We start from the raw sequence: 26,764 nt of genomic DNA on the forward strand, positions 1-26,764 counted from the left end.
CTCAATCTAAAACACTTGTTGAAATTTTACAATATGTGTATGGTTAAATAACAAATTAGTAAGGGAGCATCAGAATTGGAAATACGAAAATCAAATCCTACCAACGTTGCGCCTCCGGTTGCTCAATATTCTCACGTAACTGTAATCCCAAAAGATGCAGAACTGGTTGTTCTATCCGGTCAAATTGGGAACGATAAAAACGGGCAATTGCCCACAGATATTGAAACACAGTTTGGAAATGCCTTAGAAAATATCAAATCCATTCTTGAGAGTGAAGGCGTTGATTTAAAGAATGTCTTCAAAGTCAACTTTTGGTTTACTGAAAAAATGGATCGAGAACGCTATTTAGAAGAATGGAGTAAATTCGCTAATCAAACGCCACCGGCTACAACCTTGGCTTACGTTTCAGCTTTAGCCAGACCCGAAATCAAAGTGGAAATTGAAGCTTGGGCTGCAAAATAAGCTGAATCATTCCCATTGCTTTTGGACATTTCAAAGGACGCCTTTTCTTGGTGTCCTTTTTATTATCAAAACATTGATTCCCAATATAATCCTGCCTATGCATCCACTGTAATGATTCCAGTTCTAATTATATTTTTCAACTTGGCATCGTTCCATGACCTTTCAATAGCTGTGTCTAAAGCAACTTTATTGTCCTTGAGTACAATAAAAGAACTGAACTTCCAAACTTATTTTGGAAGTTCAATTCTCTCTTAATTAATGTAATCCTCAAGTAAAAATAAAATGAACACTTTTGCTTTCAATTCATCCAAAAATATACTTCACAACACGAAATCCTTTCGAGGCTTCCCCGGCTGCCCTTGGTTATCTTCGTCAAGAAAAAGACGCTTAGCCGATTGCGTTCCTAGGGCAGTCGGTAAAAAAAAGGAACCCCTAATGCGCAAGCAAATGGTGTCCCTTTCAACTTTTCGTATCGCGACCATATCACAACTTTAAAGTATTGTGTTTATCAAAAATACAGTTGGGTCTTTATATAATAATACATTTAGCGTTCTGACTAACTCAGTAACTTCCTTAGGTGCTTTCAAATCGTTTTCTAAAATACACCAAGAAATTTTATTTATTAAACTATTTAATAAAGGCACATCATTCACTTGAGTACTTAATTCATGCTTATATTCAGTTAACAAGTCGATTAATGATTTATGCTCGTTAGGATCACAATGTTTCAATGTTTCTTCTTAGCCTCTATAGCTTTCAAAGCGCTCTTACTCGGCTTCATTTGCTCACTTCCTTTGAGATTAAAGCAATTATAGATCTTTTTTGAAGCCCCACAACACTATTTATACAGAAAACACAAAACTGTCATTTTCCAGACAAGTATTCCCCAGAGATGCTGACGTCTCGTCATGCGGCCCATTATTTTTTAAAAATTCAAACGAAAAATTTTTATATAGGACATCAGTTGAGAAAACTTGGTTATTTATTGCCGAGATGAATCAACGGCTTCGGTGTCCGTTCTCTTACTCCTTGTCTAAAGGAACAAAGCAGCGAACATACGTGCTATAATCAATAGTGAAAAGAGGTGAGATCATGCCTTTAAAAGGACTAAAAGTACGGATCTATCCAAATAAAGCGCAAAAGATCAAAATTAAAATGAACTTTGGCTACAACCGCTTTGTCTGGAATCAAATGCTCAATATGTTGATTGAACGGTATAAAAACAATCCAAAAGCGCCCTTTTTAAATGCTTATGCGTTAAACACTCTTTTACCTGCACTTAAAAGGGAATACCTTTGGCTAAAGGATGCAGAAAGCACCAGTCTTCAGGCGACCAATCATGACTTAATTGAAGCCTATAAAAAGTTCTTTAACGAACACAAAGGATTTCCTAAGTTTAAGTCAAAGAAGTTTTTAAAACAGTCTTATCAGTCAAAATGTGTCAATAAGAACATCAAACAAGTGGGGGCAAAGTACATCAAGTTGCCTAAATTAGGCATCCTGCGTTTTAAATCCGGACGCCCGATTCCAGATAAAATTAAATCCGTAACGATAAAACAATCGTTTACCGGAAAATACTATGCGGTTTTGTTGGTCGAATGCGAAAACCAAGCATTTGAGAAAACAAATCAGCAAATTGGTTTAGACATGGGCGTCCAGGATCTGCTCGTTTATTCGGATGGCACAAAAGTTCCGACCATTCGATTTGATAAACGACTTGCCCAAAGAAAGCATTATTGGGAAAAACGATTAGCGCGACGCAGATTAATCGCTCAAAAAGAAATTGCATGGGACAAACACAATAAAGTGTTGAATCCAAGAGTTCTTTCTGATTTTGTTAATTACCGAAAAGCCAAGGTAATGGTGGCAAAATATAACGAAAAGATTGCCAATCAACGTAACAATTATCTGCATCAACTGACAACGAAGCTGGTCAAACAGTATGATGTGATCGCCATTGAAGATTTAAAAACAAAGAACCTGTTGCACAACCATAAACTGGCACGGGCAATCGCCAATCAAGCGTGGCGAGAACTACGCCGAATGCTCAGCTATAAATGCGAGTGGTATGGAAAACAGCTCATCGTTGTTAACCCCTACAAAACATCGCAGATCTGTTCCCACTGCGGGCATGATGATGGAAAACACCCTTTGGACGTCCGTGAATGGACGTGTCCATCTTGCCATCATCATCACGATCGCGACGTCAATGCTGCGAAAAACATCTTAACAATTGGCTTGGGACAAGCCTTGGTAAAAGAGTTGTCACCTCTACTTTTGCGTCTTCGGACAAAAAAGCAAGTATGCAATGTTCCCAGAAGCTCGGTACTTTAGTGCCGATGTAGTTCACATCATGTTAGCATTCGGAATGTAGGAAAAACGAAAACAGGAAGGGAAGAGAAAAAATGGAGATCAAAATCGAAATGCTTCCAAAATACCGTATCGCATACGTGCGACAAGTTGGTCCATATGGTCATGCAAATGTTCAAACGATGCAACAGTTAAAGAAATGGGCTTCGGCCAAAAATCTAATCAACAATACATCAATAATTCTTGGCATTTCACATGACAGCCCCGAAACAACGTTACCTGAAAACTGCCGCTACGATGCCGGTATCGTTATCTCAGACGATTATCAAATGGACGATTTCATTAACGAAGGCGAATTTATCGGTGGGAAATATGCCGTATTCAAAGTGAAACACACAGCGGAGGCCATTCAAAAAGCGTGGCGCATAATTTTTTCTGAGTTATCAAACGGTGGGTATCAGATTGATGATCGGCCAATTTTCGAAAGATACATCGGAGAGATGGTTGCCAATCATTACTGCGAAATCTGCGTGCCCATAAAATAAATAGCATCCGATTCTCTAATTAAACGGTTTGATGATCAATGCAAATAATAACTCACGAGGAAAGAATGCCGTTTTCTGCCAAACTACCACTTGCTTTTACCGTGGTAGTTTATTGTTTGTTAAATTACATTTCGAAGTGACTCTCTTGAAAAAAACTGAAACCTATATCTATAATCACAACCGTTAATGGTTTAATTGTTTCCCTCTATACTACTAATGAGTTTCTGAAGGACTAACACATAAATTCTCTCAACTTTTTCTCTGTAGCGGTCCCGGGTACCGGCGTATAAATACTCAGTCGCAAATCATCGTTTCCCTGTACATCAAGTGAAGTTAGATTAAATTCCATTTTTCCTGCTTTTGAATGACGAAATTCAATAAGTACATCCGGTGCAGTATTGACTTCACTCTGTTGCCATAAAGGTTGAAACTCCGGATGCAATAGGCTCATGTTGTCAATAAACTGTTTATACCAATCATCCTCTACGTAGCGCCCATAATAAACGCGAAAAATGGCCAAAAATCCTCTGACGAAGTGTTCCCAATTCACAGCGAGCGCTTTTAATTCTTTTCGAGTAAAAAGTAAACGAATAAGGTTACGTTGTTCAATAGGAATTTCTTCAAAATCAAGAAATACATAGGCAGCCGCACGATTCCAGCCGACAATCTGGCAATAACGGTCAGTGACTACAGCTGGACAATAGTTCAGCGCTTTTAGGATGGTCGTCAGGGATGAAGTAATTTTCGTTTGCACCGTTTTTTTCTGTACTAGTTTTGCATTCATATCCAGCGCCAGATTGAATAGATAGGTCCGTTCATCTTCTGTCAATTGCAAGGCCGAAGAAACGCTGTCCAGTACACTCGAAGAAACTTTAATATCCCTTCCCTGTTCAAGCCAGGTGTACCAGGTTGTGCTTACGTTTGCTAACTGAGCAACTTCTTCCCTCCTGAGTCCGGGTGTTCTCCGCCTAGATCCCGTTGGAAAGCCAACCGATTGAGGCGAAATTAAAGCACGTTTCCTTTTTAAAAAACTTGAAAGTTCTTCTTGTCTTGTTTTCTCCCCCATCCGCTCCATCCTCTCTATGGTTACTCTGTTACTCATTATACCAGTATAAACAACAACTTGTACTAGGATCATCCAAGGTGTATTACTAAACTAACAGATTACAATCATCGCCATAAGGGGGAACCATAATGGAAAGAGTTGTTGTTACAGGAATGGGAATCGTTTCACCACTTGGGAATGATGTCCATACGTTTTGGGACAATTTAGTCGCCGGAAAATCGGGTATTCGAAAAATAGATACATTCGATACGGAACCATTTAAAACAAAAATTGCAGGCCTTGTAAGGAATTTCGATGCAGCAGAGTGGATTGGAAAAAAGGATGCACGAAGGTTGGATCCCTTTTGCCATTATGCACTCGCGGCCGCACAACAGGCGTGGAAGGATGCCGGACTAGAAAATGACAAGGTAGCACCAGATCGTTTAGGGGTTTATGTAGGTTCGGGAATAGGCGGCATTCAAACCCTGCTTGATAATGCCAAAAAACTTCATGAACGTGGTCCACGAAGAGTTAGTCCGATGCTTGTTCCAACAATGATTGCAAACATGGCAGCTGCCGAAATAAGTATTAAATGGCAGGCATTAGGGCCTTCCATGGCACCGGTAACCGCCTGTGCGATTAGCAATACATCGATCGGCGAAGCATTTAAACTCATTCGCAGCGGTGAAGTGGATGTCATGTTCGCCGGTGGAACAGAAGCCGCAGTTACAGAACTTTCATTGGCAGGTTTTGAAAATGCAACTGCTTTGTCGTCAAGAAATGATCACCCAGAAAAAGCGAGCAGACCTTTTGATGAAGATCGAGATGGTTTCGTCATGGCTGATGGTGCAGGAATTATTATTCTGGAATCACTGACCCACGCCCTGAATAGACAAGCGCCTATCTATGCAGAGGTAATTGGCTATGGTGCCAGTTCAGATGCTTTTAATATGGTCGCTCCTGAACCAGAAGGAAGAGGCGCATGCTTAGCCATGAAAAAAGCGCTTGAGGATGCAAAAATATCGGCTGATGCTATAGACGTGATCAGCGCGCACGCGACAAGCACGAAACCGGGTGATTTATCCGAAACCTCAGCGATTAAACATTTGTTTGGGAAAAAAGCATACGACATCCCGATCACAGCAAACAAATCGATGACCGGTCATATGTTTGGCGCAACCGGCGGTGTAGAAGCCATTGCCCTTATAAAAAGTCTTCAAGAAAATATCGTTCCTCCAACCATTAATCAAGAAAAGGCAGATCCTGAATGCGATTTGGATTATACTCCAAATGTTGCTCGCAAGCAGACACTCAATATTGGACTCTCCAATTCATTTGGATTCGGAGGACATAATGCCGTGCTGATTATGAAGAAATATAGAGTGGATTAATTAACAACGGCCTGAAGCCTTTTTTCAAGATAAAAAAGGAGTCTCCTTAGTCATTTTTTTACTAAGAGACTCCTTTTTAATGACCAAAAGTTAAAATTCACTTTGAAATCAACCGCTGTTTCTAGACATACTGTGCCATTCCATTTCCGAAGGACCAGTTTTCCTTCCCAACTCCCACGATCCCGATTAAAAGATTTTCTTTTCCGATTCCTACTTCTTGATACAAGTTCTCCGTAATCGAGAGAAAGAGACTCTGCTTCTGTTCCATTGTTCTTGTGTTATTCGCGAAGATTTGTATGATTATTAAGTCATCCGTCTTTTTCAGACCCAGGTAATTTTCATCATAAATGAAATTGTCCTTGCTATGTTCGTGAATCACAATAAATTTGTCTCTTTCCGGAACATCAAATGTTTCCCTCAATGACCGATAAATGGTTTCAGCTACTTTTCCTTTATAGTCCTTATTTTTTCCTTCGATCATAGACACTCTTACGAAAGGCAAACGACTCACTCCTATTACTATAATTTAATCTTTCTACCCGTATCTGCTGATTCTTGCACTTTATCTAACAAATAGTGCAGTTTAACCGCATCATTAAAGTTTGGAATTTCTCGTTTATGCTCAAGAATATCTTGAGCAAACACTGTATAGGCATTCTCAATATACTCTTTAGGACCTTTTCCATTCTCCCGAGAAACCTTGACTTCTTCAATGTGAGCTTTCTCTACTACACTATCTAAGCCCGAGTAGTCCTGGTGCGAGATCTTTTCTAGTTTTAAACCACCAAATTGAACATGACCTACTGAATTTGGCTGCGTTAATCGAAAAACACCCTTTTCCCCTTTAATCTCCAGCTTAAACTTTGGGTATACGCCTGCCTGAATGTGAGCTGAGACAGATATACCGTTTTTTAACGTTCCATGAATCATGATTTGATCGGCCGTATCCTTCATCACGCTCTTACCCGTTTCTCGTATCAATGCTTCTTTATAATTTGTGTTTGTGATTGCTGAAATTTCCTTAAAGTCACCTAAGAGGTAACAAAGAACATCCAGCGCGTGCCCACCATTTATGGTGAGTAGACTGGCTCCGTTTTCTCTTTTTAGTAGATAGGCACTTCTTTGATCTGTTATCCTACCTTTAGCATGAGTAGCTATCTCCATGGTACATGAGCGTACTTCTCCAATTTCCTTACTTTCCAATGCCTTCTTTAGATAGTTGATTTCAGGAGATTGTCTTGCTTGAAGTCCAACAGCATGGTGTATCTTTTTCTGGTTTGCTCGTTTTTCCAACTCTTCAGCTTCTTGCGTATTTTTTCCTAATGGCCATTCACAGTAGATTAGCTTCCCTTCGGAGATAGCCTCCTTAACAATCTCGTAATGAAAAGGTACTTTAACACTGACAACCACTAAATCAACATCCTCTGATCTGGTTAATTTTTTGTGATCGTCAAAGGGTAACGCCTTATATAATGCTGCACTTTTCTTTGCGCTCTCCATATGAGACGTTCCAATCGCTTTAAGCGTGTAGTTGGGATGTTCATTTAATACCGGTAAATGCGTTTGACTTGCCCATTGATTATTAAGAGACCCGCCCACAACGCCAACATTAATCTGTTGATGCGCCATCCAATCATCTCCTCATTGCTGTTGCTGTCATTTTAACGCCTATATGTTATCATTAAAAACGTTAATATTTGATATTGCCATCATTATTTTTGATAAAGGAGAGTCAATGAACGATGGATATTGAGGATATGAAAGCATTTGTATCCGTCTCTGAATTACAAAATATGTCTGCGGCAGCACATAAACTGAATCATCTGCAATCAAATATATCTGCAAAAATTAAGAAGATCGAAGCCCATTATCATACTGAATTATTTTTACGAAATTCAAAAGGCGTCACGTTAACGAAGAAAGGTAAGGAGTTATATGACCAATACAAGAAAATGATCCTGCTGTGGGAACAAACCGAAGGCAAGATGAACAATAGTGACTGCAATCTGAGGCTCGGGACAATGGTGTCTTTTGGGGGAAAACAGATTTCTGCAACGCTAAATGTTCTCTATAAACGATATCCCGATTTAAATGTCACGTTAAAGACAGGTTCAACCGAGAAAATTGACCAACTTCTCATTAATGGACAGATTGATGTGGGGCTCAGCATCGGTTCACTTCAAAACAAACAAATCCATTACGAAAAGACAGGCACTGAAGAAATGGTGATCATCGGTGCAGGAATAAATGAACGCACCGTTTTTACCGACTATATAACGAAGAAAAACGTTCTTATTCTTTCTAAGAAATGTCTCTATTTTTCCATTTTACGCAACATCTATAAGACTTTAGGCATTCCATCCGGAGACTATGTTGAAATTGGCGACCTTGAAACGTTAATTCAGTTTGCATCCATGGGTATGGGCATTACGCTAGCCCCCAAACGCATTGCAGCCTTTTATAAAATTGACGCCTATTTAGAAGTACCGAAGCCCTTTAAATGCATGGATTCCTACCTAATCACACGAAGCAATCATAAATTAACACCCATTGAGAAACAGTTCATAGAGCTGATTAATAACTATAACTTTGAGCTTAGATGAACTGATTACAGGTTTACTTTTTCATACCTTTCTAGCTTTTTGATTAATTACATCAAGCGCCTGGTATAAGCTTCCGTCTCTGAAGAATACGTTTAAGATGTTCCAACAGCATCTCTTGTCAGCAAATCTGAGTTTAAAAACGTATTTATTCAGGCTTGCTGTTTTCTTTCAGAAACTGGAGAATGTCGTTCTGGATTTCTTTTGTGATGGTATGCTCTACTCCGGGATAGAGCACAAATCGAGCGTCACATCCGGCATCCTTATAAAGGCTTTATGCCATTGACCACCGTGCTACCGGTGTCTTCCCGAACAAGCACATACAAATAGCATCACCGATAACCGTGATCGCGTTCATGCCACTTGCCGTAGAAATCTTCATGGCGCAAATGACTGACTCTTCAGCTCATACGTCAATTGTTCCGACACATGCGGCTGATCTTGCTGCACGTAGACATCCACGCGCGATGCATTTTTTGGCACTTCAAACTCGGTTACATGAATAAAATCCAGTCCGACAATATCCCGAAAGATGTCGGGCTGCTGCCAGTCCACATGATAAGATATATTTGTTTCATTGCTGTCATCCATGATATCCATATTTGTATCATTTGAAAAAGCGGAAGGGCCATAAGATCTGCTGCCAATAGTCAATTGATGAATGTCGAACTCCGGTACACTTGCCCAGATCTGCTTTGCATTGCTCGCCAGCGGGTGATAATCTTGCCTGTACTGTATCTTAATTGATGATGGCCTCATGTTAGCCGGACTATAGTCAACCCTTTCATCGCCTACAAGTACAAATGTGCGTTGACCTTTGTAAAGGAGATTCAAGTGGATTCGTACGAATTGTGTACGCTGCGGAAACTTTGAACGAGAGACTTGAGAGAGTGCGCCTTCGTATTCCTTTTTTGTCAATTTTTCCTCATGATCTTTGGCGACCTTCAGATAGATCGTCGCGCGATCAACGATTTTACCCTTCAACTGGCTCAACCGCTTCAGCTCTATATCTGATCGATTTGCAAGAGAAAAATCTGACAAGCCAAGTTCTTTCGATACACCCTGAATACGCTTTTTCAAATGCAAAGCTTGATCTTGTGTTTGCAGCGTACGAGGATTGATAATCAAGGCTGATTGATACAGTTGATCGAAAAATGTATACCCTACATAAACAAGCAGCAGACCAATGACAACGGCATACGCAATCAATATTTTTCTATTAATCAGACAATTCCCCTCTCATTCAGCTGATATATAGTATAATGATACCAAGGAACGAATTAAAAATCGAACACGATTGGGGCTATTCTTTGTGGGTTTTCACCTCATGTTAATCGGTTTTGTCTTCATTTTCTTCCACCTAAATATAAATTCGTTTGATATCCTTCCTGATATGGTCGGGTATATTCTTGTATTTTACGGGACACGCACCTTATTATCTCATGTTCACAATGATCAATTTGTGTATGTAAAATTTTCAAGCTTGCTGCTGATTTTGCTATCGGGATTAGATTTCTTTATCCAACATTCCGTTCTTTTAAACGGTGTCATCAACAGCACACAGTTTAGCGGCAGGATGTTTTCACTTCTATTTGCTGCCGTAAATATGTCACTTCTTGCTTACTGCGTGTATCATTTGTGCAGGGGCATTGAACAAGAGGCTCGGCGTATTGAAAATATCCAAATAGCTTCATCAGCTAATCGGACGTGTATGTTCTTTTTGTCCTATCTGATCGTCACATTTATCTTCACAGCAGCAGGTATCCTTTTCACAATAAATTCCTCTGAAGTTGCTCAGCTTAACGGAAACGAAGGAACTTTACTCTTTCTTCTGCTCTTTCTTTATATGATCGGTGTCATTGCCCAATTGTTCATCTTGCTATATAAATCAGAAAAAGCTTTCACAACTGTACGAACAGATAAATCGTGAATTTTACTGTTATCAGCATACGGTAGCCACACCCCGCCTAGTTCCTCTGCATGCTATTCAAGAAGTCCCAAGGAAGGAGTAATTTTATGAATTTTAGAAAGAAAGGCTCATTAATTACTCTATTATTTATCAGTCTATTCTTCATAACTGGTTGTTCAATCAATCATCCGATTGAAAGAAAGTCACCGAATCACTCCAGAAAAGATGGACAAATAATTTCCGTACATCAGATCCATTTACAAAAATTAGACGATCGTCTAAAGGCATATCGAATGATGTATTGGAGTAGCGGAGTGAAAACTGAGGCCTATTTATCGGTCCCCAAAGGGGGAGGAACCTATTCACTAGAGGTCAATTTGCATGGTGGATGGATTGGACCAGTCAAACAAACACATGTTTCATCAGTGGGAGGTGTTATCTTTGATAAGCACTTAATCGAAGGTTCAATGCCGAACATCATCACTGTGGTGCCAATGTATCGGGGCTATGGGGAGAGTGGAGGGACAGTTAATGGCCTAGAGGGGAACACAAAAGATACGCAAAATGCGATCACGGCAGCGAAAAAATACTTAGAAAAGAACGGAATTACCATTTACCAAGGAGAGACCATATTGATAGGGACCTCTACAGGCGGTGGCGTTGCATTAAAAGTGGCGTCTCAACAAAAGGGTATTGCCTCTGTTATTGCCATTAGTCCTTATCTTGGTGCTGATTTATTAGGGGCATGGTACAAAGAACATCTGGATAACTCCACCTATAAAAATTATTTTACTTACATGGAGAAAGCATTTGGCCCTTATAATCCTTCAAAATCGCCATATATAAAGGAATCAATTGACTATAAAAAGATAAACGTTCCTGTACTTTTAATTCAAGGAAAGAAGGATGAAATTATTCCTTGGCAAACGGTCCAGAGATTCAGTGACAAAATGAAAGCTGACGGGAAAAACGTGACGCTTAAATTAGTTCCGGATGGAAATCATGCATTGACAAATAAGCAAACTGAATTGATGGATACGATTCAAACGTGGTTTAAAAACCATCCAATACCTTAAAATGTGTAAATACCATGATTGTTATAATCTACATTACTGATTTAACTAGTACCAGACTATAGAAAAGACAGAAAACGAGAGGGATGAAAAAATCCCTCTCGTTTATTCGGCTGACCTTTTCACGCGTGCAACCGTTCTATTATTTTTGGTTATTGATTGGTATGGCTTTTATTTGTCTGTGTCCTTAACTGCATGGCGTACTTCTTTTTGATTTAAGCGTAGAACTTCTGGATCGTAAAGTATTAATGGGACGGGTTCTTCAACCACTTCACTGAATTTCAAACCGTACCAAATCGCAGGAGATGTAGTGATGTTTTGTAGGAAAATACGTCCGCCGATCAGTAAACGATTAAAGCGATTCATTTTTGGATCTGCCGCTAAATCCATCAACTGCTCCATTGTGATGACAAATTTAAAATCACCGACGCGTCTATTTTTAAGCGTTGTATATTTAGGATATTGTGTATCAATGATCTTTTGATCAATAAGATCATTCACGATCTGTCGGACATAGACATTAACATGTTGTGAATTTTTAAAACCCAGATAGAGCTGTACATTGATGATATTACGAGTACCCAGCATATCTACAGTATATTGGCTCTCATATGGCGCATCTGTTTCATTAACCGTCACAAACCAATACAGTTTCGCCCGTTTCGGTCGCTTGTCCAGAATTGAATACAGGACTTTCCGTTTAATGCTGTAATGGGGTCCGACTTTGGTCATATAAACTAGGTTCGTTGCATAAAGGAGCTCTGAACTATCGTTGCTCAGTTGAATTAACTGTTTCCTATAGTCCATCAAAGAAACATATTCACTCGTCCGCTCATAGTTCTCACGCAGCTTATTGCCAAAGTACCAAACAACCATAACAAAAAGGATTAATAGCGTAATTAAAAGCGTTAAATAGCCCCCATGAGCAAACTTGACGAGGCTCGCCGTCAGGAATAGGACTTCGATGACGCCAAAAAACAGAACCATCCCAAAAGCAGCAAATTGATTAATCTTATCCTTGATAAATTCAAACAACAGCAGAGTCGTCATCAGCATCGTTATAGTGATGGCTAAACCATAAGCAGCTTCCATGTGATGTGAGGTTTGAAACAACCAGACAATGCCCAGGGTAATAATGCACAAAAACCAATTTACGGTAGGAATATAAATTTGACTCCGAATATTACTTGGGCGTTTAATCACCATTCGAGGCAGAAACTTTAGGCCAATTGCTTCATTCACCAATGTATAACTGCCAGTGATCAACGCTTGGGATGCGATGATCGCTGCTAAAGTAGCAATGACAATGGCAAATAATCTTATTTGTTCCGGCAACATCTCATAAAAAGGATTGACATCAAGAAGATTACGATAAGCAGCATTCTGGTAATGACCGATAACCCACGCGCCCTGGCCCAAATAACTGAGCATCAGCATAAGATACACAAATGGCCAGCTTCCATAAATATTTTTCCTTCCAACATGACCCATGTCCGAGTAAAGTGCTTCTGCTCCGGTAGTTGCTAGAAATACGCTTCCAAGAATAAAAATTCCTGCTTTATTTACTGGACTGAATAAAAACTGAATGGCATAGTATGGAGAAAGTGCCTTTAGAATTTCCAAATGTGGCACCATATTCATAAAACCTGTGACACCGATAAAAATGAACCATAGAAACATTATAGGTCCAAATGAACGTCCAATAATAGCTGTTCCAAAATGCTGAATCAAGAAAACGCCTAATAAGATCGCCGTCACAACGAGAACGACGACGAATTGATTGTTGCTGAATTCAAGCGGGCCAATATGCTGCCCTTTTAAGCCTTCAATCGCTGAGGTTACAGACACAGCAGGCGTTAACGTTCCGTCCGCTAAGAGCGCAGCACCGCCTATGAGTGCAGGAAAGATCAGCCAGCGAGCACGATTGCGAATTAATGCATATAAAGCAAAAATGCCTCCTTCATGATTATTATCTGCGCGCATCGCTATGAAGACATATTTTACTGTTGTAATGATCATTAATGTCCAAAAGATTAAAGATGCAGAGCCTATAATATATTCAGGAATGGCATCCTGCATTTTTCCGGCATCAGAAATAATCGCATTCATGACGTATAATGGCGAAGTACCAATGTCGCCATAGACAATCCCCAAAGTAACCAACATGCCACCAAGCGACAAGCGTTGGTTTGTTATATTATCCATAATCTTTACTGAACTCCTCTTTGAAAATTTTTAGTCAATCACTATCGTTAAAGCAACTGTTGATGACTGACTTATTCAAAATATAATGAGCGCGTATTGAATCTTCTTATATTTTTTGGATATGGCTTAAAATTACTATTATTACTTAGTTAATATCCGCCATTAAGGCCAATACCTATTCAATTAAAAATCGGTACAGCAAAAAGACCACAGAGGATCAACCCTGTGGTCGAATTATTTTCCGATCATCAGTTCACGTCCTCTCTCCTAACGCTTACGAGGTTAGCTGTCGGATTCGGACCATGAGAGTAGCCCGTCCCTACGTTAAAGGATTCACCCCAAGTGATACTGGTCATCACAGTGTTGGTTCCCCCGCTCCTTACGGATTCAGCGAACAAAGAATGATTCAATTTTTGAGGCAATTATACGCTTGGATTTTTATTCTGTAAAGGGAAAATATGAACTCTATATGTCACTTTTTTATTTGCTTCATTTTACAATTTCTGATAAAAGAAATCGATTTGGCGCTAAACTACTTCGTATCATAAAAACATTTTCCGTTATAGAGACAAAAATCCTCTTGAATCTTCCGAGGGGTTCTCAGCACTGAAGTTGATTTGTAATAAAGTTTGATCAAAAGCATGCTACGAAGGGTGATTTTATTATAGAAGTAAAATTCATTGAATCCTTCATATCCTTTTTTTATTTCCGCCAAAAAGTCGAACAGTCTGCCTTGTCCATAATATTAAACGCGATCATTTTCTCAAGTAATGAGTAATCAACCGGACGCTCCCACTTGATACGTACCAAAAGCTTGGTGTGATCATAGCCAGCCTGCACAATCTCATCGGAAAAATGATCAATTCCCGCCTTTTCAGGGCCAACAGCCAAATGATGTTTGGCTACGCTAAAGCCAATAATAAATGTACCGTGATCGGTAAACATAGGCTGATTCCAAGCGATTTTTGGCTTTAAATTTGGAAATTTCTTAGTGATCCAAGCCAATACTTCTTCCGTTCGAGCTCGATGTTCCGGGTTATCAATATGTGCTAAATAGTCTGCAAAGACTTCCATGTCATTCTCTCCTAAAAAAATTATTGTTGAACGATGTATCTTTTCATGCCAATATGGCCAATACTTCATGACATCATTTCATCCACTTACCTATTTTAGATAATCATAGCCAAAGGAGTGAAACGGTACAACTTTTTCAGCGTACTCTAAAAAAACTATATATGAACGGAAAGCAATGAATTAAAAACAGCAATTTTTACATATCAGCACTTATTTGCGAGCATCCGCTAATCACGCTATCATGAGATCAGTAGCTTTGAAATTAAGAATGCAGTTTTCAGAGCCGGATCAATGGAATATCAAACATGGCACTGTCTCCCGAAATTTTTATCGACAGGCGATGAAAGGATACAAAAGTAATGACGGATTTTCAAAAGCTGAAAGAACAGCTGATCACATATAGTAAAGAAATAGGCGTGGACAAGATTGGCTTCACGACGGCTGATCCGTTCACCGAGTTAAAGGGACGACTCTACCAGCAGCAGGCGCTTGGGTTTCAGTCCGGATTCGAGGAGAAGGATATCGAAAAAAGAACCGAGCCGTCTCTGCTCATGGATGGTGTGCAGTCGATTGTTTCAATCGCCATGGCGTATCCGAAGAGAATGCCCGAACGACTGGCAAACACGAAAGGTCATCGTCGCGGTGCTTTTGCCCGGGTCTCCTGGGGGCAGGACTATCATATGATTCTTCGCAAGGCCATGCAAAAGCTTGGCGAATTTCTGGTTGACACAATTCCCGGAGCCCAATACAAAAGTATGGTCGATACCGGAGAATTGTCTGATCGGGCGGTGGCTGAACGTGCCGGAATCGGCTGGTCTGGAAAAAGCACCAACCTCATTACGAAAGAATTCGGGTCGTATGTTTATCTTGGCGAGATGCTGACCAATATCCCGTTCCCGCCGGACAAGCCGGCAACCGACCTTTGCGGTGACTGTACGATTTGCATCGACCACTGTCCAACCGGGGCCCTGGTTCAGGGCGGACAGCTTAACAGCAAAAAATGCATCGCCTATCTTACGCAGACCAAGCAGGAACTTCCGGAAGAATACAAAAAAGCGATCGGCAACCGGCTCTATGGCTGTGACACCTGTCAGCAGGTCTGTCCGTACAACCGTGATGTAGACAGTCATTTCCATGAAGAGATGGAGCCAGAACCGGAACTGGCCCGTCCCCTTTTGCAGCCGCTGTTATCGCTGTCCAATCGTGAATTCAAAGAGACCTTCGGCCCGCTGTCCGGCTCCTGGCGGGGAAAAAAGCCGATCCAACGCAATGCGATTGTGGCACTCGGCAATTACAAAGAAGTCTCCGCCGCACCGGAACTCCTTCGCCTGCTGAACGAAGATCCACGTCCGGTGATTCGCCGCACCGTCACCTGGACGCTTCAGCAAATGTGGGATCGCTTCGAACCCGACACGCGCGCGCAGATGATTCAATCATTAGAAAATCTGCTTACAAAAGAAACAGATGAAAAAGTTCACCGGTGGATCAAAGAACGGCTGGACACGGATAAAAGCACGGAAAAATGATGACGGCATAAGTCACTCTTCTGCCGTCAGACGAGTCGGTGAACGGAACATACAAAATGCAAAATAAGAGATTTTATTTTTCCTATTTACGCCAGAAAGTCGAACAGTCTGCCTTATCCGTAATGTTAAACGCGTTCATTTTCTCAAGTAATGAGAAATCAACCGGACGATCCCAAGGCATACGTACCAACAGCTTAGTGTGATCATAACCAGCCTGTTCAATTTCATCAGAAAAATGATCAATCCCAGCGCGTTCCGGACCAACAGCCAAATGATGTTTGGACACACTAAAGCCAATAATGAATGTACCGTGATCCGTAAACATCGGCTGATTCCACGCAATTCTTGGCTTTAAATTTGGAAATTTCTTTGTGATCCAATCCAAAACTTCCTTCGTTCGTGTCCGATGCTGTAATCCACCCGGTTTGCAGCCTGTGATGGATTACTTTTTCGTGATTCACGCAGTGTATGATCGCTCAGCGATTTTTGTTGTCACCCTACCGTTGATGCCAGAACACCAACGGATTTTATTTTGCTTTTGTCTGAATAACACGGCTATGAGTTTAGCTGATTGAGTTTATCAGGATTATTTTTTTCAAGAATTCTCTTAAAGTTAACCCATAACTGTTCGGTTGTTTTGATTTCAGGAACAAAACGCCACTGTTTCGTACAGCCAATATTAGTGAGATGTTCTACTAACTTAGGTTCAACCGACATTTTTTATCTCCATCATTTGTTATGAGCAGCAATTATCCTATTCATTGTACCCTCCCCATACCCCTTACGAACGATTCTGACATAATACTTTATCTTAATGAAGAGAGATCATGGATAAGCCGAGTGAAACGTTTCTTCGCAGTTCATGTTTACTACGTAATAGAATTGTGAGAAAATCACTTTATCATTTGGAAAAATAGTTGTTTGGTTTTATGCTGCAGAAGGGCTAAACATATGGACATCATGATTGAATTAGGAAAAACCAATGATATTGATGAATTAGAACAGCTTTATAACGATTTGAATGACCACTTAGCAAGGGAAGTTAACTATCCTGGATGGATAAAAGGTATTTATCCTGTGAGGCAGAATGCAATTGACGGAGTTACACAGAGTAATCTCTATGTAGCAAGATATGATGGGAAAATTATTGGTTCCCTTATTTTAAGTCATAAGCCTGAGCCTGCATATGATAAAGCGAAGTGGAAATTTGAGTCTGACGACTATTCAGATGTCTTTGTTGTACATACATTTGCCGTGCATCCCAATTTTTTGAAATGCGGCGTAGGCAAAGCATTAATGGACTTTTCTATTGAATACGGTAATAAGTCACACGCTAAATCAATCCGATTGGATGTTTACGAAAAAAACATGCCTGCGATCAAATTGTATGAAAAATGTGGTTTTAAATATATTGATACCGTTGATTTGGGACTTGAAAACTATGGATTGAATTGGTTCAGACTCTATGAAAGACTGCTATGATTCGCTCATAATAACAGTTTTTTATGCTGGATGATTATATTTTTTAGTCAAACAAACGATTGTTTGTTTTTTAAACTGATCCCACAAACGCTAAATTTTGATGATTGATGTTTAGAATTTAATAGCTTGCAAACATGCTTCTATCGTTTGATCTAGATTTATATGCTTTTTAACAAATAGTGAAATATGAAAACCGATAGTCCCATTAGAATGATGATCACAATATAGAGGTAAGTATAAGAGGATCGTTCCACAATAATTCCGCCTATTACTGGTCCGATCGCTCTTCCGATGGTGGATGACATATTCACAAAACTTTGATAGGCTCCCTTCTGCCCGGTTGGCGCAATCGTACTGATCATGGCCGGTATCGCCGGAAACGCGAGCATTTCACCAAGGGTCAGTAAAACAATTGCTACTAAGAATCCCGCATACTGCACGCTGAACATGAGAACAACGAAAGACAAAATAAATGAAATAACACCGATATTAATTTGTGCTTTATAAGTCCGTGCCGCTTTCTTAATAATCTGCGAGATAAGCGGCTGCCCGATAACAATCAGCACGGCATTGATGGTCCACAAGAAACTATACTGCTCCATTGACATATGTAATTCCGGTAAACGAGCTGCAATGTTGCTCTGCCACTGTACATAACCGATCCATATAACGAGATAAAGAGCACAAATGACAAGGACGTTCATGAACTGTTTCTGACTTCTGCGGCCCGTCTTTATTCTCTTTGTTTCTTCAGGATGATCCGGATGATGCACAACCGCCAGATCTTTGTAAAAAAATAAAACAATAGCTAAAAAGGCGATGTATAACAGCAGGTTAGCAGCAAATATAAGCGTAATATTGATATCAGCGATGAACCCGGCAATCGACGTGCCGACGGCCACCCCAACGTTAAGTCCGAGATAAATTGAATTAAAGACATAACGGTGATCATAGCCGGACATACTGGCGGCAAATGAATTAATCGATATGACGACGATGCCCGTTCCTAAGCCGAGTACAACTAAAAGTACTGCGTAAGCAGGCCAACCATGGTACATGACCAAGCCAATCAGTGAAACGATGGAGGTTATAAATGCTGCTACTTGCGACAGGGACGCAGGCAAGTGCGACAATGGTCAACTATGGGGTCGGCCCTCTGGCATATTTCTGGAAGCAGGAGTATCATCTGACTCAAATGCAGACTGGAACAATCATATCGGCGATGAGCATTGGGCCGCTCGTGTGCATGCTGCTTATTGGCCGAATGCTGGATCGTTGGCAGGAGCGGCAGATTATCGGCTGGGGATCCATATTGCTCGGGTTCTCGTTCATGGCGGTAGCGAAAGTGCCCAGTTTTCCAGCCCTACTCTTCACTTTACTTGTAGCAGGAATGTTTTACAGTACGGCACAACCCGGAGGAAGCAAAGTTGTAATCAAGTGGTTCCCCCGCGAAATTCGCGGGCTGGCAATGGGGATACGGCAGGCGGGGATTCCTATTGGCGGCGGATTAGGCGGATTAATTATCCCCCCGATTTCGGTCATGTATGGATGGCCCTCTGCTGTTTTTGTCATTTCAGGATTATGCGCGGGAGCAGGGATCTTATTCCTGATTTTCTACAAAGAACCACCAACTTCTCATAGAGTTTCTATATATGGGTATGGAAAAACGTTTCATATGCAGATCGGAGCCATCCTTAAAGATAAGTCGCTCTATCCGATCTGTTTCACAGGAATATGCATGATCTCCTTACAAATGGTTATGATTGGTCATCTCACTATCTTCCTTGTTCACAACGAGGCGCTCACTCCTGTGTTTGCCGGATTCGTATATTCTGTTGCGCTATTTTGCGGCATGGCGGGAAGGGTTCTGCTTGCATGGATCAGCGATTACTTTTTCCATGGCAACCGTCGCAGACCTTTTTTGATTTCTATTGTATCAACCTTTTTATTGATCTGTTTGTTTGCACTCAAACCGTTGACTTATCCGGTGTGGATCCTTTTTTTGATTAGCGGGTTACTCGGTTTTTTTGGGATGGGATGGTATAGTCTTTTTATTGTGGAAGTAGCCGAAAAGGCGGAAAAAGATTCGGTTGCCGTCACGGTAAGTTTTGCCTTGACACTTAATCAAGCAATGATTATCGCAGCACCCCCGCTGTTCGGATGGATCGTGGACACAGTTGGATATACGTGGGCATGGCTGAGTCTTGCCGCACTCGTTTTTCTGGCAGGAGTAGGAATGTGGAAAAGCCAATAGTCGCTAAAACGTCTCAATCAGTTCTTAGGTAAAGCGTTTTTTAAATGTCTTTAAAGTAGTCGCCTTCATCTTTGCTGAAAAGTTGACGAAAACGCGTAATAAAAAGGCGACCCGGTTACCAAGCGGGCTGCTTTTTCAAAAAATTGATCACTGTGTACTACTGATTAACTTGGGTAAAACATGATTAATAGTGCGAAAGTTAGAATTTTATTTTGCTTTATTAGAGGTTGCCTCTAGTTAAACACTATGGGCAACCGTTTTTTTGCTTTTGCAGTACTGGTCCTCATCCTTTATTGATTACTATTCGCTTAACGTTTCAATAATCTTTCTCACTGTTTTATTCTTCGCACTCCCCTGCTTGACAACAAAGTGGATGATGATTGAATTCATCTCTTTCGGCAGGGAAACTTTACTCATTTTTGATGTGACCAGGGATTGGGGCAAAACGGTTACCGCGTTCGTACTCTCGACACTTCTGATAATAGGTTCCAGGGTATCATATTCGATGATGTCCACTGTATTCATTTTGTTATCTAAGTAACGGAGCAACGTATTTCTATAAGGGCATTGCGGATTCTTATTCACGACAGCTATTCCTTCATCTCCACTGTCAGGTACGGATCGTGCCGATACTAAAAAAAGTTTTTCAGTGTAAGAAAATATAGAGATGCATCCATCAGGTATTGTCCTTTCATTCACAAAAATTCCATCAAGGAGATTCTGTTTCAGATCTAAATACAATTGTGATTTTTTATCCGTTTTCAACTCGATTTTCACCAGTGGAAAATGGAGATGGACCCCTTGAGTAAATTTTGGGAATAATTGAGCAGATAAGATGGGTGTCGCTCCGATGGATAACAGAGCCTGGGAAGTTAGTTTTTCTTCGGCCTCATCCATCAGCGACAGAATTCTGTCCGCATATGTCAACAAAGTCAAAGCCGATGGAAGTGTTTCTACTCCGCGATTGGTTCTCCGAAATAAAGGAATTTTCAACTCGTTCTCCAGCTTTTTTATTCTCAACGTGACATTTGGTTGTACATAGCCCAGATTTTCCGCCGCTTTGGAAAAAGATTGGGATCTGGCGACCGCCTGGAAAATACGTAAATCACTTAGTTCCATTAATGAAGCCCCCGCTGATATTAATATAACTAATACCTGATCTAATTTTTAACTATTATACAAAGAAAAGCCCCCATTGTATATTAAAAGCGTCATTTTGATTAGTGATTCCCTAAATATCTAAATAAAGCGAGGTTTTAAAAATGAATGAAACAATCCAGTTATTATTTCATCATCGCAGTATTCGCGGATTTTCGACTGAAAATATTTCACAGGAAAAAATCGATCTATTAATTCAATCAGCACAGCATGCACCGACAAACAACTTTCTGCAACAGTACTCCATTATTGATGTCACGGATGAAATGAAGAAGAAAACATTAGCCAAAATCGGTAATCAGACTTACATTGCTGAATCAAACCGGTTGTTTGTTATCACCGCTGATTTGCACCGGAACGCAGAAATTGCTCAGGAAAAAGGAAAATCCACTGAAGTTTTAGGTTCGTTCGATTATTGCCTGAGATCTTTTAGTGATGCATTCATATCCGCTCAAAATATGGTCATCGCTGCTGAAAGTATGGGACTTGGAACCGTATACCTGGGCAGTATATTGAATGATGCTCAGGCCGTTATTGATTTATTGCATCTTCCAAAATACACTTTTCCGGTTGTCGGCATAGCGATTGGTTACCCTGACCAATCGCCAGAATTAAAGCCGCGATTGCCTCAAATCGAGATTTACCATGAAAATGAATATCACTCTTCGGAGCGAATGGTTCATGACTTAGAAAATTATGATCAAACCGTTTCTCAGTATTATGACCTGCGTAACAAAAATCGCCGGATTGACACATTTACCGATCAAATTGCAAAAGCCATGGAAAAGCACCCAGAAAAAAGAATGTCCATGCTCAATGTTCTTAAGTCGCAAGGTTTTATGCAATACTGATTTTTTATACAAAAAGGCGACCCGGTCACTCAGATGGGTTGTTTTTTTATATTTGGGCAGTAAAAGACAATCAGTGATTAAAGACCATTTCGCTGTCTGCCTTCTCGCGATATTGCTCCTTCAAAAGATCAACGAACAGTTCTGCCGCTTTCGATAATTGCCGCCCTTTCAAATAAACGATCTGCACCAATTGAGAGAGTTCTTCCGTGGCAAATGGAAGGCACGTCACGCAATCACTGTTTATTTCGCGGACAAATGGCTCAGGCAAAATGGTCGCTGCCACTCCGCTTTCAGCGAATTTGATTAAAGAATTCATCGTCGAGAATTCAAATTTAGGATCAATCGTAAAACCTTGTTTCTCAGCTTCATCATTTATCATTTCACGGACAAGAAAGTTTGACGGATATAATGCTAAGGGTATTTTAACAAGGTCACAAATCGACAGGACTTTTTTCTTTTGCAAATCTTTTAAAATGTCTTTTGTGGCGATCAATGAAAAATGTTCGGTGTAAAGCGGAATGGAGGTCAGATCAGGTAAATGATATGAGGAACGGACAACCCCTATCTCTTTTTTATTCTCCTCAATGTCCTCTATTGTCTCTTTCGTTGATTTTATATTTGCCTGAATCACAATGCCCGGATGTAAGTGATTGTATTGAATCAAAACACGCGTGATTAACTCGTTGCATGAAAAACCAAGCCGCAGGGTGCCTTCTGAACTTCCCTGAAGCTTCTTAAGTCTGGTTTCAAATCCGGATAGTTCATTGAAAATCCGAGAAGATGTTTGGTAAAGAAGTTCTCCAGCCTGTGTCGGGTATATCTTCTTACCGACACGATCAAATAAACGTGACCCGATCTCGTCCTCTAAAACTCGAATCTGCTGGCTTAAAGTGGGTTGTGAGATCCCTAGCTTTTCTGCAGCTCTTGAAAAGTGAAGCGTCTGGTAAACCGATACAAAATATTTAAGATGTCGGAGCTCCAACATAATCCCTCCCATAAAAACGTGTCATGATCATTGTCCAAAAGTCTATATATAGTTTACATCTATCATTTATATAGAATAAATAGTATTGATCTATTATTATAGCCTATCTATACTTAGGTCACAAGATCGCAGGAGGATAAATCAATGAAATGATCGGTGGAGGCCATCTGTTTTAAGCAAGATTTTTGATTCAATATCTAGAGAAGTGAGGGGATTGTCAATTATGTTTGAAGTTATTATTGGTATTGCAACCGGGATTATTTTGCCGATACAAACAGCCATCAGTGTCAAGCTCCGAAAAGCGCTTAGATCACCGCTTCGTGCAGCATTTGCCACTTTTTTCATCGCAACCGTTTTTTTAGGACTGATTCTCATTTTGTCCGGTCATTCGCTATTAATCGATCCAATCATTATTAGTGAACAGCCATGGTGGTTATGGATCGGTGGATTTTTGGGTGTTATTTATGTGACCGGAAATATTATTTTATTCCCTCGTTTAGGCAGTGTACAGACGGTCATTATGCCAGTGCTCGGTCAAATTATTATGAGCATGCTCATTGACGATTTTGGATGGTTTGGTTTAGCACAACATCGTTTTGACTGGATACGCGGTGTTGGTTCTCTGCTGATCCTTGGGGGTATTATTCTCGCAGTATTAGTGGATCAACAACTGGAAAAGCAGAAAAGCAAGTCAACCGACAATGTCAAATCAGGTATGCTTTTGCCATGGCAAATCATCGGCATTTTACTTGGCATGTGCAACGCGACACAGACCGCAATAAACGGTCATTTGGGGGAAGTGATTCATTCACCGATACAGTCTACCTTCATTTCTTTTGTTATTGGAACACTCACATTGTTGATACTCACTCTTATAAAAGATCGATCCTTGGGTATCTATCAAGGGGTAACTTCTGATCAGCCCTGGTGGATTTGGACTAGTGGATTATTCGGTTCCTTGTTCATTTTAGGCAATGCCTTTTTATCGCCAAAGATCGGAACGGGTCTAACAGTTTCGATCGTACTCTTCGGACAGATCGCTGGAAGTTTACTCATTGAAAAGTTCGGCTGGTTGGAGGCTCAGCAAAAACCGATATCTAAATTCAAACTCATCGGCCTGATTATCATGTTAATGGGTGTCCTTTTAATCAAACTCGTGTAAATAGAAAAATGTGTCATCTTTTATCAACTCACGTGTAAGAAAGTTTGATGAATATAATTGGTAAAGTATTAGTACAAGGTCACAAGATTGAAGGAGGATAAAATGAATGAAAATAAAAGCCTGGCTGCTTTTGCTCTTCTGTAATTTGTTTTGGGCCGGTAATATGATCGTCGGGAAATTTGTTACCGTGCATTTTCCAACAGTCTGGATGATATTTGCCAGATGGCTGATCGCTTTCCTTTTTTTATTGCCGCTTGCCCACTTTCTGGAACATCCAAAATGGTGGAAACTATTTAAAGAAAATTATCAAATCCTTCTTTTTATGTCTGTTATTGGAACCGTTCTGTACAATTGGATCACCTATACGGCTTTAAGATACACAACATCACTCAACGCTTCACTGATCAACGCCCTTAATCCAGGTCTGATTATCTTATTCTCGGCAATATTGCTGCACGCCCGAATGAAGATCGGACAAATAATTGGATTAGTTCTATCTTTCGCAGGTGTATTACTTGTCATTACTAAAGGACAGCCGTTGCTGGCCTTCCAGACGCATTACAATAAAGGGGATGCCCTCATGCTGATTGTTATTTTTATGTGGGCGATCTATTCCATTGTCGGACGGGCGGCAAAAAATGTGCCCCCAATTACACTAATCACCATCACTTCATTTATAGGGTTTATTGTGACGCTTCCGTTCCTGCCATTGTATCCGATAAAACTATCAAATCTCAATTTGTCGGCAGTGATTGGAATAGTTTTTATTGGTATCTTCCCGTCGTTTCTTTCCTTTGTGATGTGGAATATGGCAACGCAAATGTTAGGTCCCGGAGTCGCCGGACTGTCGATGAATCTAATCTGTATCTTCACAGCGATCATCAGCGCCTTACTGGGTGCAAAACTTCTCCCGTCTCAAATAATTGGTGGCTTAATTATTATTTTCGGCATCGCATTAAGTTCGGGAACCCCGCTTTTCCACAGAAAAGTATCTTTGAAAAAAGCAGAACTGTTCAACAAACCATGAGCAGTTCTGCTTTTTTAGACCATAAGTTGAACAGCCACGCATATCACCTCTGTAGAATTGGTTGGTGCTACTATTATATTGAATAATTCAACCCCGAAAAGATAGATGATGTCTGCGCGGGATGCTACAATCAAATTGTTCCAGGTAAAAATCTAAGATTCAGAACTTAACTCTGAATTACAAGGAGTGCTATATTCGATGATCTATAATTATTGCCCTGTGTGTGGTGAAAAATTACTTGGTAAGCTTGCAGGTGACGATGGACCAACCCCATTTTGTCCCCAATGTGACAAATTTTGGTTCCCAACATTTTCCGATTGCGTGATTGTCCTCGTCACAAATGAACTAAATGAAATTGCTTTAGTAAAAATGCCGTATCTTTCGCAAAAATATGAGTCATTAATCTCTGGTTACATGAAGCCGGGTGAGACTGCTGAAGTTGCTGCTAACCGTGAAGTACAAGAAGAACTGGGAATCTCTTTAACTAGTCTTCGATATTCAGGCACATATTGGTTTGCCAAGAATGAGGCACTAATGCATGGATTCATTGGTACGACTGTTAAACAAGACTTCAAAATATCTGACGAATTAGCCTCCGCCAAGTGGGTTCTTGCAAAAGATGCACCACAGTATATGTTTCCAGATAGCCCAGGTAATGCTGCATTGGCAGTCTATCGAAATTTTATTCGGGAAATCTATTAAAATACTTCTGAAATTTATAATGTATTCGTTGGGTAGAGTATTTTGAGATTGTCCAACATTAGCTCGTTTTTTTGTTGCTCTGGAAAAGCGCCCGATTGTTGAAGATTAAGATAATTATTATGATTGCTACTTTATTTGTTGAACTTAACCCCCCGTTAAATTAGTGCAATATTTCGAAAAATTAGTAAAGAAAACAAATAAAAACATTCCTATTCCAAAATTGACAATGGTACTTTCTGGATATTATAATAAAGGGTGATTTCTATTTAATAATGGAGGGAGATTTATGCATGGAGGTAACATTTACAGTAAGCAAATGGGACGAAAAGCCAGTAGATGATATTAGAAAAGAATTTCCTATTAATATAGCCCATGTCGAATATGATATAGAGGGTGAATTAACAGGAAAAGCTTTTGTTGAATATTTATTATATTATATAGACTCTAATATAGATGATGGTCACTTGGCCACTTCTAAAATTTCCGGATTTCTGCATTTCGAAGGAACTTACAAAGGAAAACAGGGGACATTTGCAGCTATAGAGCAAGGAATATTTGATAAAGGAAATCTAGATTCTCCAGGAACAATCATCAAAGCTACCGGTGACTTAGAAAACTTGCAAGGGTCTTATAATTATAAATTTACAGGTCAAACCAGTAAGATGATTCTAGACTTTAAATTCTAATAAAACAGTGATAAAGGGCATCCCTGTTCTACCAGAAATGTCCTTTTCGTCGAATTAACTTCTTCAATTATCTGATCCTTATCTTAAAGAAAGAGAAGAATTCTTGCTGTATAATAGCGCCCGATTATGAAAGAAGAATTAATAATGTTTTCTTTTTAGTATTGTAGCTTTTAAATAAAGTTTCAACAAAAAATATCTACTAACGTTGATTTTGTAATAGAAGAAAAACGGCCAGTTGTAAAATCAAATTAGCCAGCTAGGTTGGAGGAATAAAACACCATTATAAAATCCGGTGTTATCATTAAAGTGACCAAACC

26 protein-coding genes and 1 riboswitch are annotated in these 26,764 nt (G+C 40.1%); of the genes, 15 read left to right on the forward strand and 11 right to left on the reverse strand.

Annotation, left to right across the window (positions count from 1 at the left end; all coding sequences use genetic code 11):
* The first annotated feature begins 75 nt into the window (after window positions 1-75).
* Window positions 76-462 carry a RidA family protein gene (locus tag P343_RS30840; protein WP_023510722.1) on the forward strand — a complete coding sequence of 129 codons (387 nt, stop codon included), beginning with the start codon at window positions 76-78 and terminating at the stop codon, window positions 460-462.
* 491 nt (window positions 463-953) lie between these two features.
* On the opposite strand, the gene P343_RS37810 is transcribed toward P343_RS30840, so the two are convergent.
* The gene (locus tag P343_RS37810; RefSeq protein ID WP_084297805.1) at window positions 954-1,193 is read right to left on the reverse strand and encodes a bacteriocin immunity family protein; all 240 of its coding nucleotides are present in this window, start codon (window positions 1,191-1,193) and stop codon (window positions 954-956) included.
* 361 nt (window positions 1,194-1,554) lie between these two features.
* Here P343_RS37810 and P343_RS30845 point away from each other — a divergent pair, with 361 nt between their 5' ends.
* Both P343_RS30845 and P343_RS30850 read left to right on the forward strand, forming a co-directional pair.
* A complete protein-coding gene (locus P343_RS30845) occupies window positions 1,555-2,796 on the forward strand; it encodes an RNA-guided endonuclease TnpB family protein (RefSeq protein ID WP_023510723.1) in 1,242 nt (413 codons plus the stop codon).
* Window positions 2,797-2,867: 71 nt separating this feature from the next.
* Window positions 2,868-3,317, forward strand: a complete 450-nt coding sequence (locus P343_RS30850; protein ID WP_023510724.1) for an AraC family transcriptional regulator — start codon at window positions 2,868-2,870, stop codon at window positions 3,315-3,317.
* A gap of 232 nt (window positions 3,318-3,549) precedes the next feature.
* Here P343_RS30850 and P343_RS30855 read toward each other — a convergent pair whose 3' ends face one another.
* A complete protein-coding gene (locus tag P343_RS30855) occupies window positions 3,550-4,383 on the reverse strand; it encodes a helix-turn-helix transcriptional regulator (RefSeq protein WP_023510725.1) in 834 nt (277 codons plus the stop codon).
* Window positions 4,384-4,511: 128 nt separating this feature from the next.
* Here P343_RS30855 and fabF point away from each other — a divergent pair, with 128 nt between their 5' ends.
* Entirely contained in the window at window positions 4,512-5,753 is a 1,242-nt protein-coding gene (gene fabF, locus P343_RS30860) for a beta-ketoacyl-ACP synthase II (RefSeq protein WP_023510726.1), read from the forward strand.
* A 121-nt stretch (window positions 5,754-5,874) separates the two neighbouring features.
* On the opposite strand, the gene P343_RS30865 is transcribed toward fabF, so the two are convergent.
* A complete protein-coding gene (locus P343_RS30865) occupies window positions 5,875-6,255 on the reverse strand; it encodes a tautomerase family protein (RefSeq protein ID WP_023510727.1) in 381 nt (126 codons plus the stop codon).
* Between the two features lie 17 nt (window positions 6,256-6,272).
* On the reverse strand, window positions 6,273-7,382 hold the full coding sequence (locus P343_RS30870; RefSeq protein WP_023510728.1) for a Gfo/Idh/MocA family protein: 1,110 nt from the start codon (window positions 7,380-7,382) through the stop codon (window positions 6,273-6,275).
* Window positions 7,383-7,495: 113 nt separating this feature from the next.
* On the opposite strand from P343_RS30870, the gene P343_RS30875 reads away from it, so the two are divergent.
* Complete coding sequence (locus P343_RS30875; protein ID WP_023510729.1) at window positions 7,496-8,356, forward strand: LysR family transcriptional regulator; 861 nt, start codon at window positions 7,496-7,498, stop codon at window positions 8,354-8,356.
* A gap of 375 nt (window positions 8,357-8,731) precedes the next feature.
* On the opposite strand, the gene P343_RS30880 is transcribed toward P343_RS30875, so the two are convergent.
* Window positions 8,732-9,562, reverse strand: coding sequence for a hypothetical protein (locus P343_RS30880; protein WP_023510730.1), 831 nt, complete (start codon window positions 9,560-9,562; stop codon window positions 8,732-8,734).
* A 103-nt stretch (window positions 9,563-9,665) separates the two neighbouring features.
* Between P343_RS30880 and P343_RS30885 the strand changes: the two genes are divergently transcribed.
* The gene (locus P343_RS30885; RefSeq protein ID WP_023510731.1) at window positions 9,666-10,283 is read left to right on the forward strand and encodes a hypothetical protein; all 618 of its coding nucleotides are present in this window, start codon (window positions 9,666-9,668) and stop codon (window positions 10,281-10,283) included.
* An 86-nt stretch (window positions 10,284-10,369) separates the two neighbouring features.
* Complete coding sequence (locus tag P343_RS30890) at window positions 10,370-11,338, forward strand: alpha/beta hydrolase family protein (protein WP_023510732.1); 969 nt, start codon at window positions 10,370-10,372, stop codon at window positions 11,336-11,338.
* A gap of 168 nt (window positions 11,339-11,506) precedes the next feature.
* Here the strand turns inward: P343_RS30890 and P343_RS30895 are convergent, their stop codons facing one another.
* Window positions 11,507-13,540, reverse strand: a complete 2,034-nt coding sequence (locus P343_RS30895) for a KUP/HAK/KT family potassium transporter (protein WP_023510733.1) — start codon at window positions 13,538-13,540, stop codon at window positions 11,507-11,509.
* 255 nt (window positions 13,541-13,795) lie between these two features.
* Window positions 13,796-13,943: riboswitch (cyclic di-AMP (ydaO/yuaA leader) on the reverse strand.
* 299 nt (window positions 13,944-14,242) lie between these two features.
* Window positions 14,243-14,614 (reverse strand): iron chaperone, encoded by a 372-nt coding sequence (locus P343_RS30900; protein ID WP_023510734.1) that lies wholly within the window; start codon window positions 14,612-14,614, stop codon window positions 14,243-14,245.
* Between the two features lie 359 nt (window positions 14,615-14,973).
* Between P343_RS30900 and queG the strand changes: the two genes are divergently transcribed.
* Complete coding sequence (queG, locus tag P343_RS30905; protein ID WP_023510735.1) at window positions 14,974-16,140, forward strand: tRNA epoxyqueuosine(34) reductase QueG; 1,167 nt, start codon at window positions 14,974-14,976, stop codon at window positions 16,138-16,140.
* 82 nt (window positions 16,141-16,222) lie between these two features.
* On the opposite strand, the gene P343_RS30910 is transcribed toward queG, so the two are convergent.
* The gene (locus P343_RS30910) at window positions 16,223-16,579 is read right to left on the reverse strand and encodes an iron chaperone (protein WP_031264068.1); all 357 of its coding nucleotides are present in this window, start codon (window positions 16,577-16,579) and stop codon (window positions 16,223-16,225) included.
* 512 nt (window positions 16,580-17,091) lie between these two features.
* Between P343_RS30910 and P343_RS30915 the strand changes: the two genes are divergently transcribed.
* Window positions 17,092-17,622: a GNAT family N-acetyltransferase gene (locus P343_RS30915; protein WP_023510738.1), complete on the forward strand. Its 531-nt coding sequence runs from the start codon at window positions 17,092-17,094 to the stop codon at window positions 17,620-17,622.
* A gap of 158 nt (window positions 17,623-17,780) precedes the next feature.
* Here the strand turns inward: P343_RS30915 and P343_RS30920 are convergent, their stop codons facing one another.
* Entirely contained in the window at window positions 17,781-18,680 is a 900-nt protein-coding gene (locus P343_RS30920) for an MFS transporter (RefSeq protein WP_051384765.1), read from the reverse strand.
* Between the two features lie 35 nt (window positions 18,681-18,715).
* Between P343_RS30920 and P343_RS30925 the strand changes: the two genes are divergently transcribed.
* A complete protein-coding gene (locus P343_RS30925; RefSeq protein WP_037593939.1) occupies window positions 18,716-19,876 on the forward strand; it encodes an MFS transporter in 1,161 nt (386 codons plus the stop codon).
* Window positions 19,877-20,176: 300 nt separating this feature from the next.
* Here the strand turns inward: P343_RS30925 and P343_RS36445 are convergent, their stop codons facing one another.
* Window positions 20,177-20,995 carry a LysR family transcriptional regulator gene (locus P343_RS36445; RefSeq protein WP_023510740.1) on the reverse strand — a complete coding sequence of 273 codons (819 nt, stop codon included), beginning with the start codon at window positions 20,993-20,995 and terminating at the stop codon, window positions 20,177-20,179.
* Between the two features lie 143 nt (window positions 20,996-21,138).
* Between P343_RS36445 and P343_RS30930 the strand changes: the two genes are divergently transcribed.
* The gene (locus P343_RS30930) at window positions 21,139-21,885 is read left to right on the forward strand and encodes an NADPH-dependent oxidoreductase (protein ID WP_023510741.1); all 747 of its coding nucleotides are present in this window, start codon (window positions 21,139-21,141) and stop codon (window positions 21,883-21,885) included.
* Between the two features lie 70 nt (window positions 21,886-21,955).
* Here the strand turns inward: P343_RS30930 and P343_RS30935 are convergent, their stop codons facing one another.
* Window positions 21,956-22,867, reverse strand: coding sequence for a LysR family transcriptional regulator (locus tag P343_RS30935; RefSeq protein WP_023510742.1), 912 nt, complete (start codon window positions 22,865-22,867; stop codon window positions 21,956-21,958).
* A 226-nt stretch (window positions 22,868-23,093) separates the two neighbouring features.
* Between P343_RS30935 and P343_RS30940 the strand changes: the two genes are divergently transcribed.
* The 4 genes from P343_RS30940 (at window position 23,094) to P343_RS30955 (ending at window position 26,447) form a co-directional block, all read left to right on the forward strand.
* Entirely contained in the window at window positions 23,094-24,032 is a 939-nt protein-coding gene (locus P343_RS30940; protein ID WP_023510743.1) for a DMT family transporter, read from the forward strand.
* Between the two features lie 106 nt (window positions 24,033-24,138).
* A complete protein-coding gene (locus P343_RS30945; RefSeq protein WP_023510744.1) occupies window positions 24,139-25,059 on the forward strand; it encodes a DMT family transporter in 921 nt (306 codons plus the stop codon).
* Window positions 25,060-25,257: 198 nt separating this feature from the next.
* Entirely contained in the window at window positions 25,258-25,761 is a 504-nt protein-coding gene (locus tag P343_RS30950) for an NAD(+) diphosphatase (protein ID WP_023510745.1), read from the forward strand.
* Window positions 25,762-26,051: 290 nt separating this feature from the next.
* Entirely contained in the window at window positions 26,052-26,447 is a 396-nt protein-coding gene (locus P343_RS30955; protein ID WP_023510746.1) for a DUF3224 domain-containing protein, read from the forward strand.
* The last annotated feature ends 317 nt before the right edge of the window (window positions 26,448-26,764 follow it).

The sequence above is a fragment of the Sporolactobacillus laevolacticus DSM 442 genome (assembly GCF_000497245.1).
In the GTDB taxonomy this organism is placed as follows: domain Bacteria; phylum Bacillota; class Bacilli; order Bacillales; family Sporolactobacillaceae; genus Sporolactobacillus; species Sporolactobacillus laevolacticus.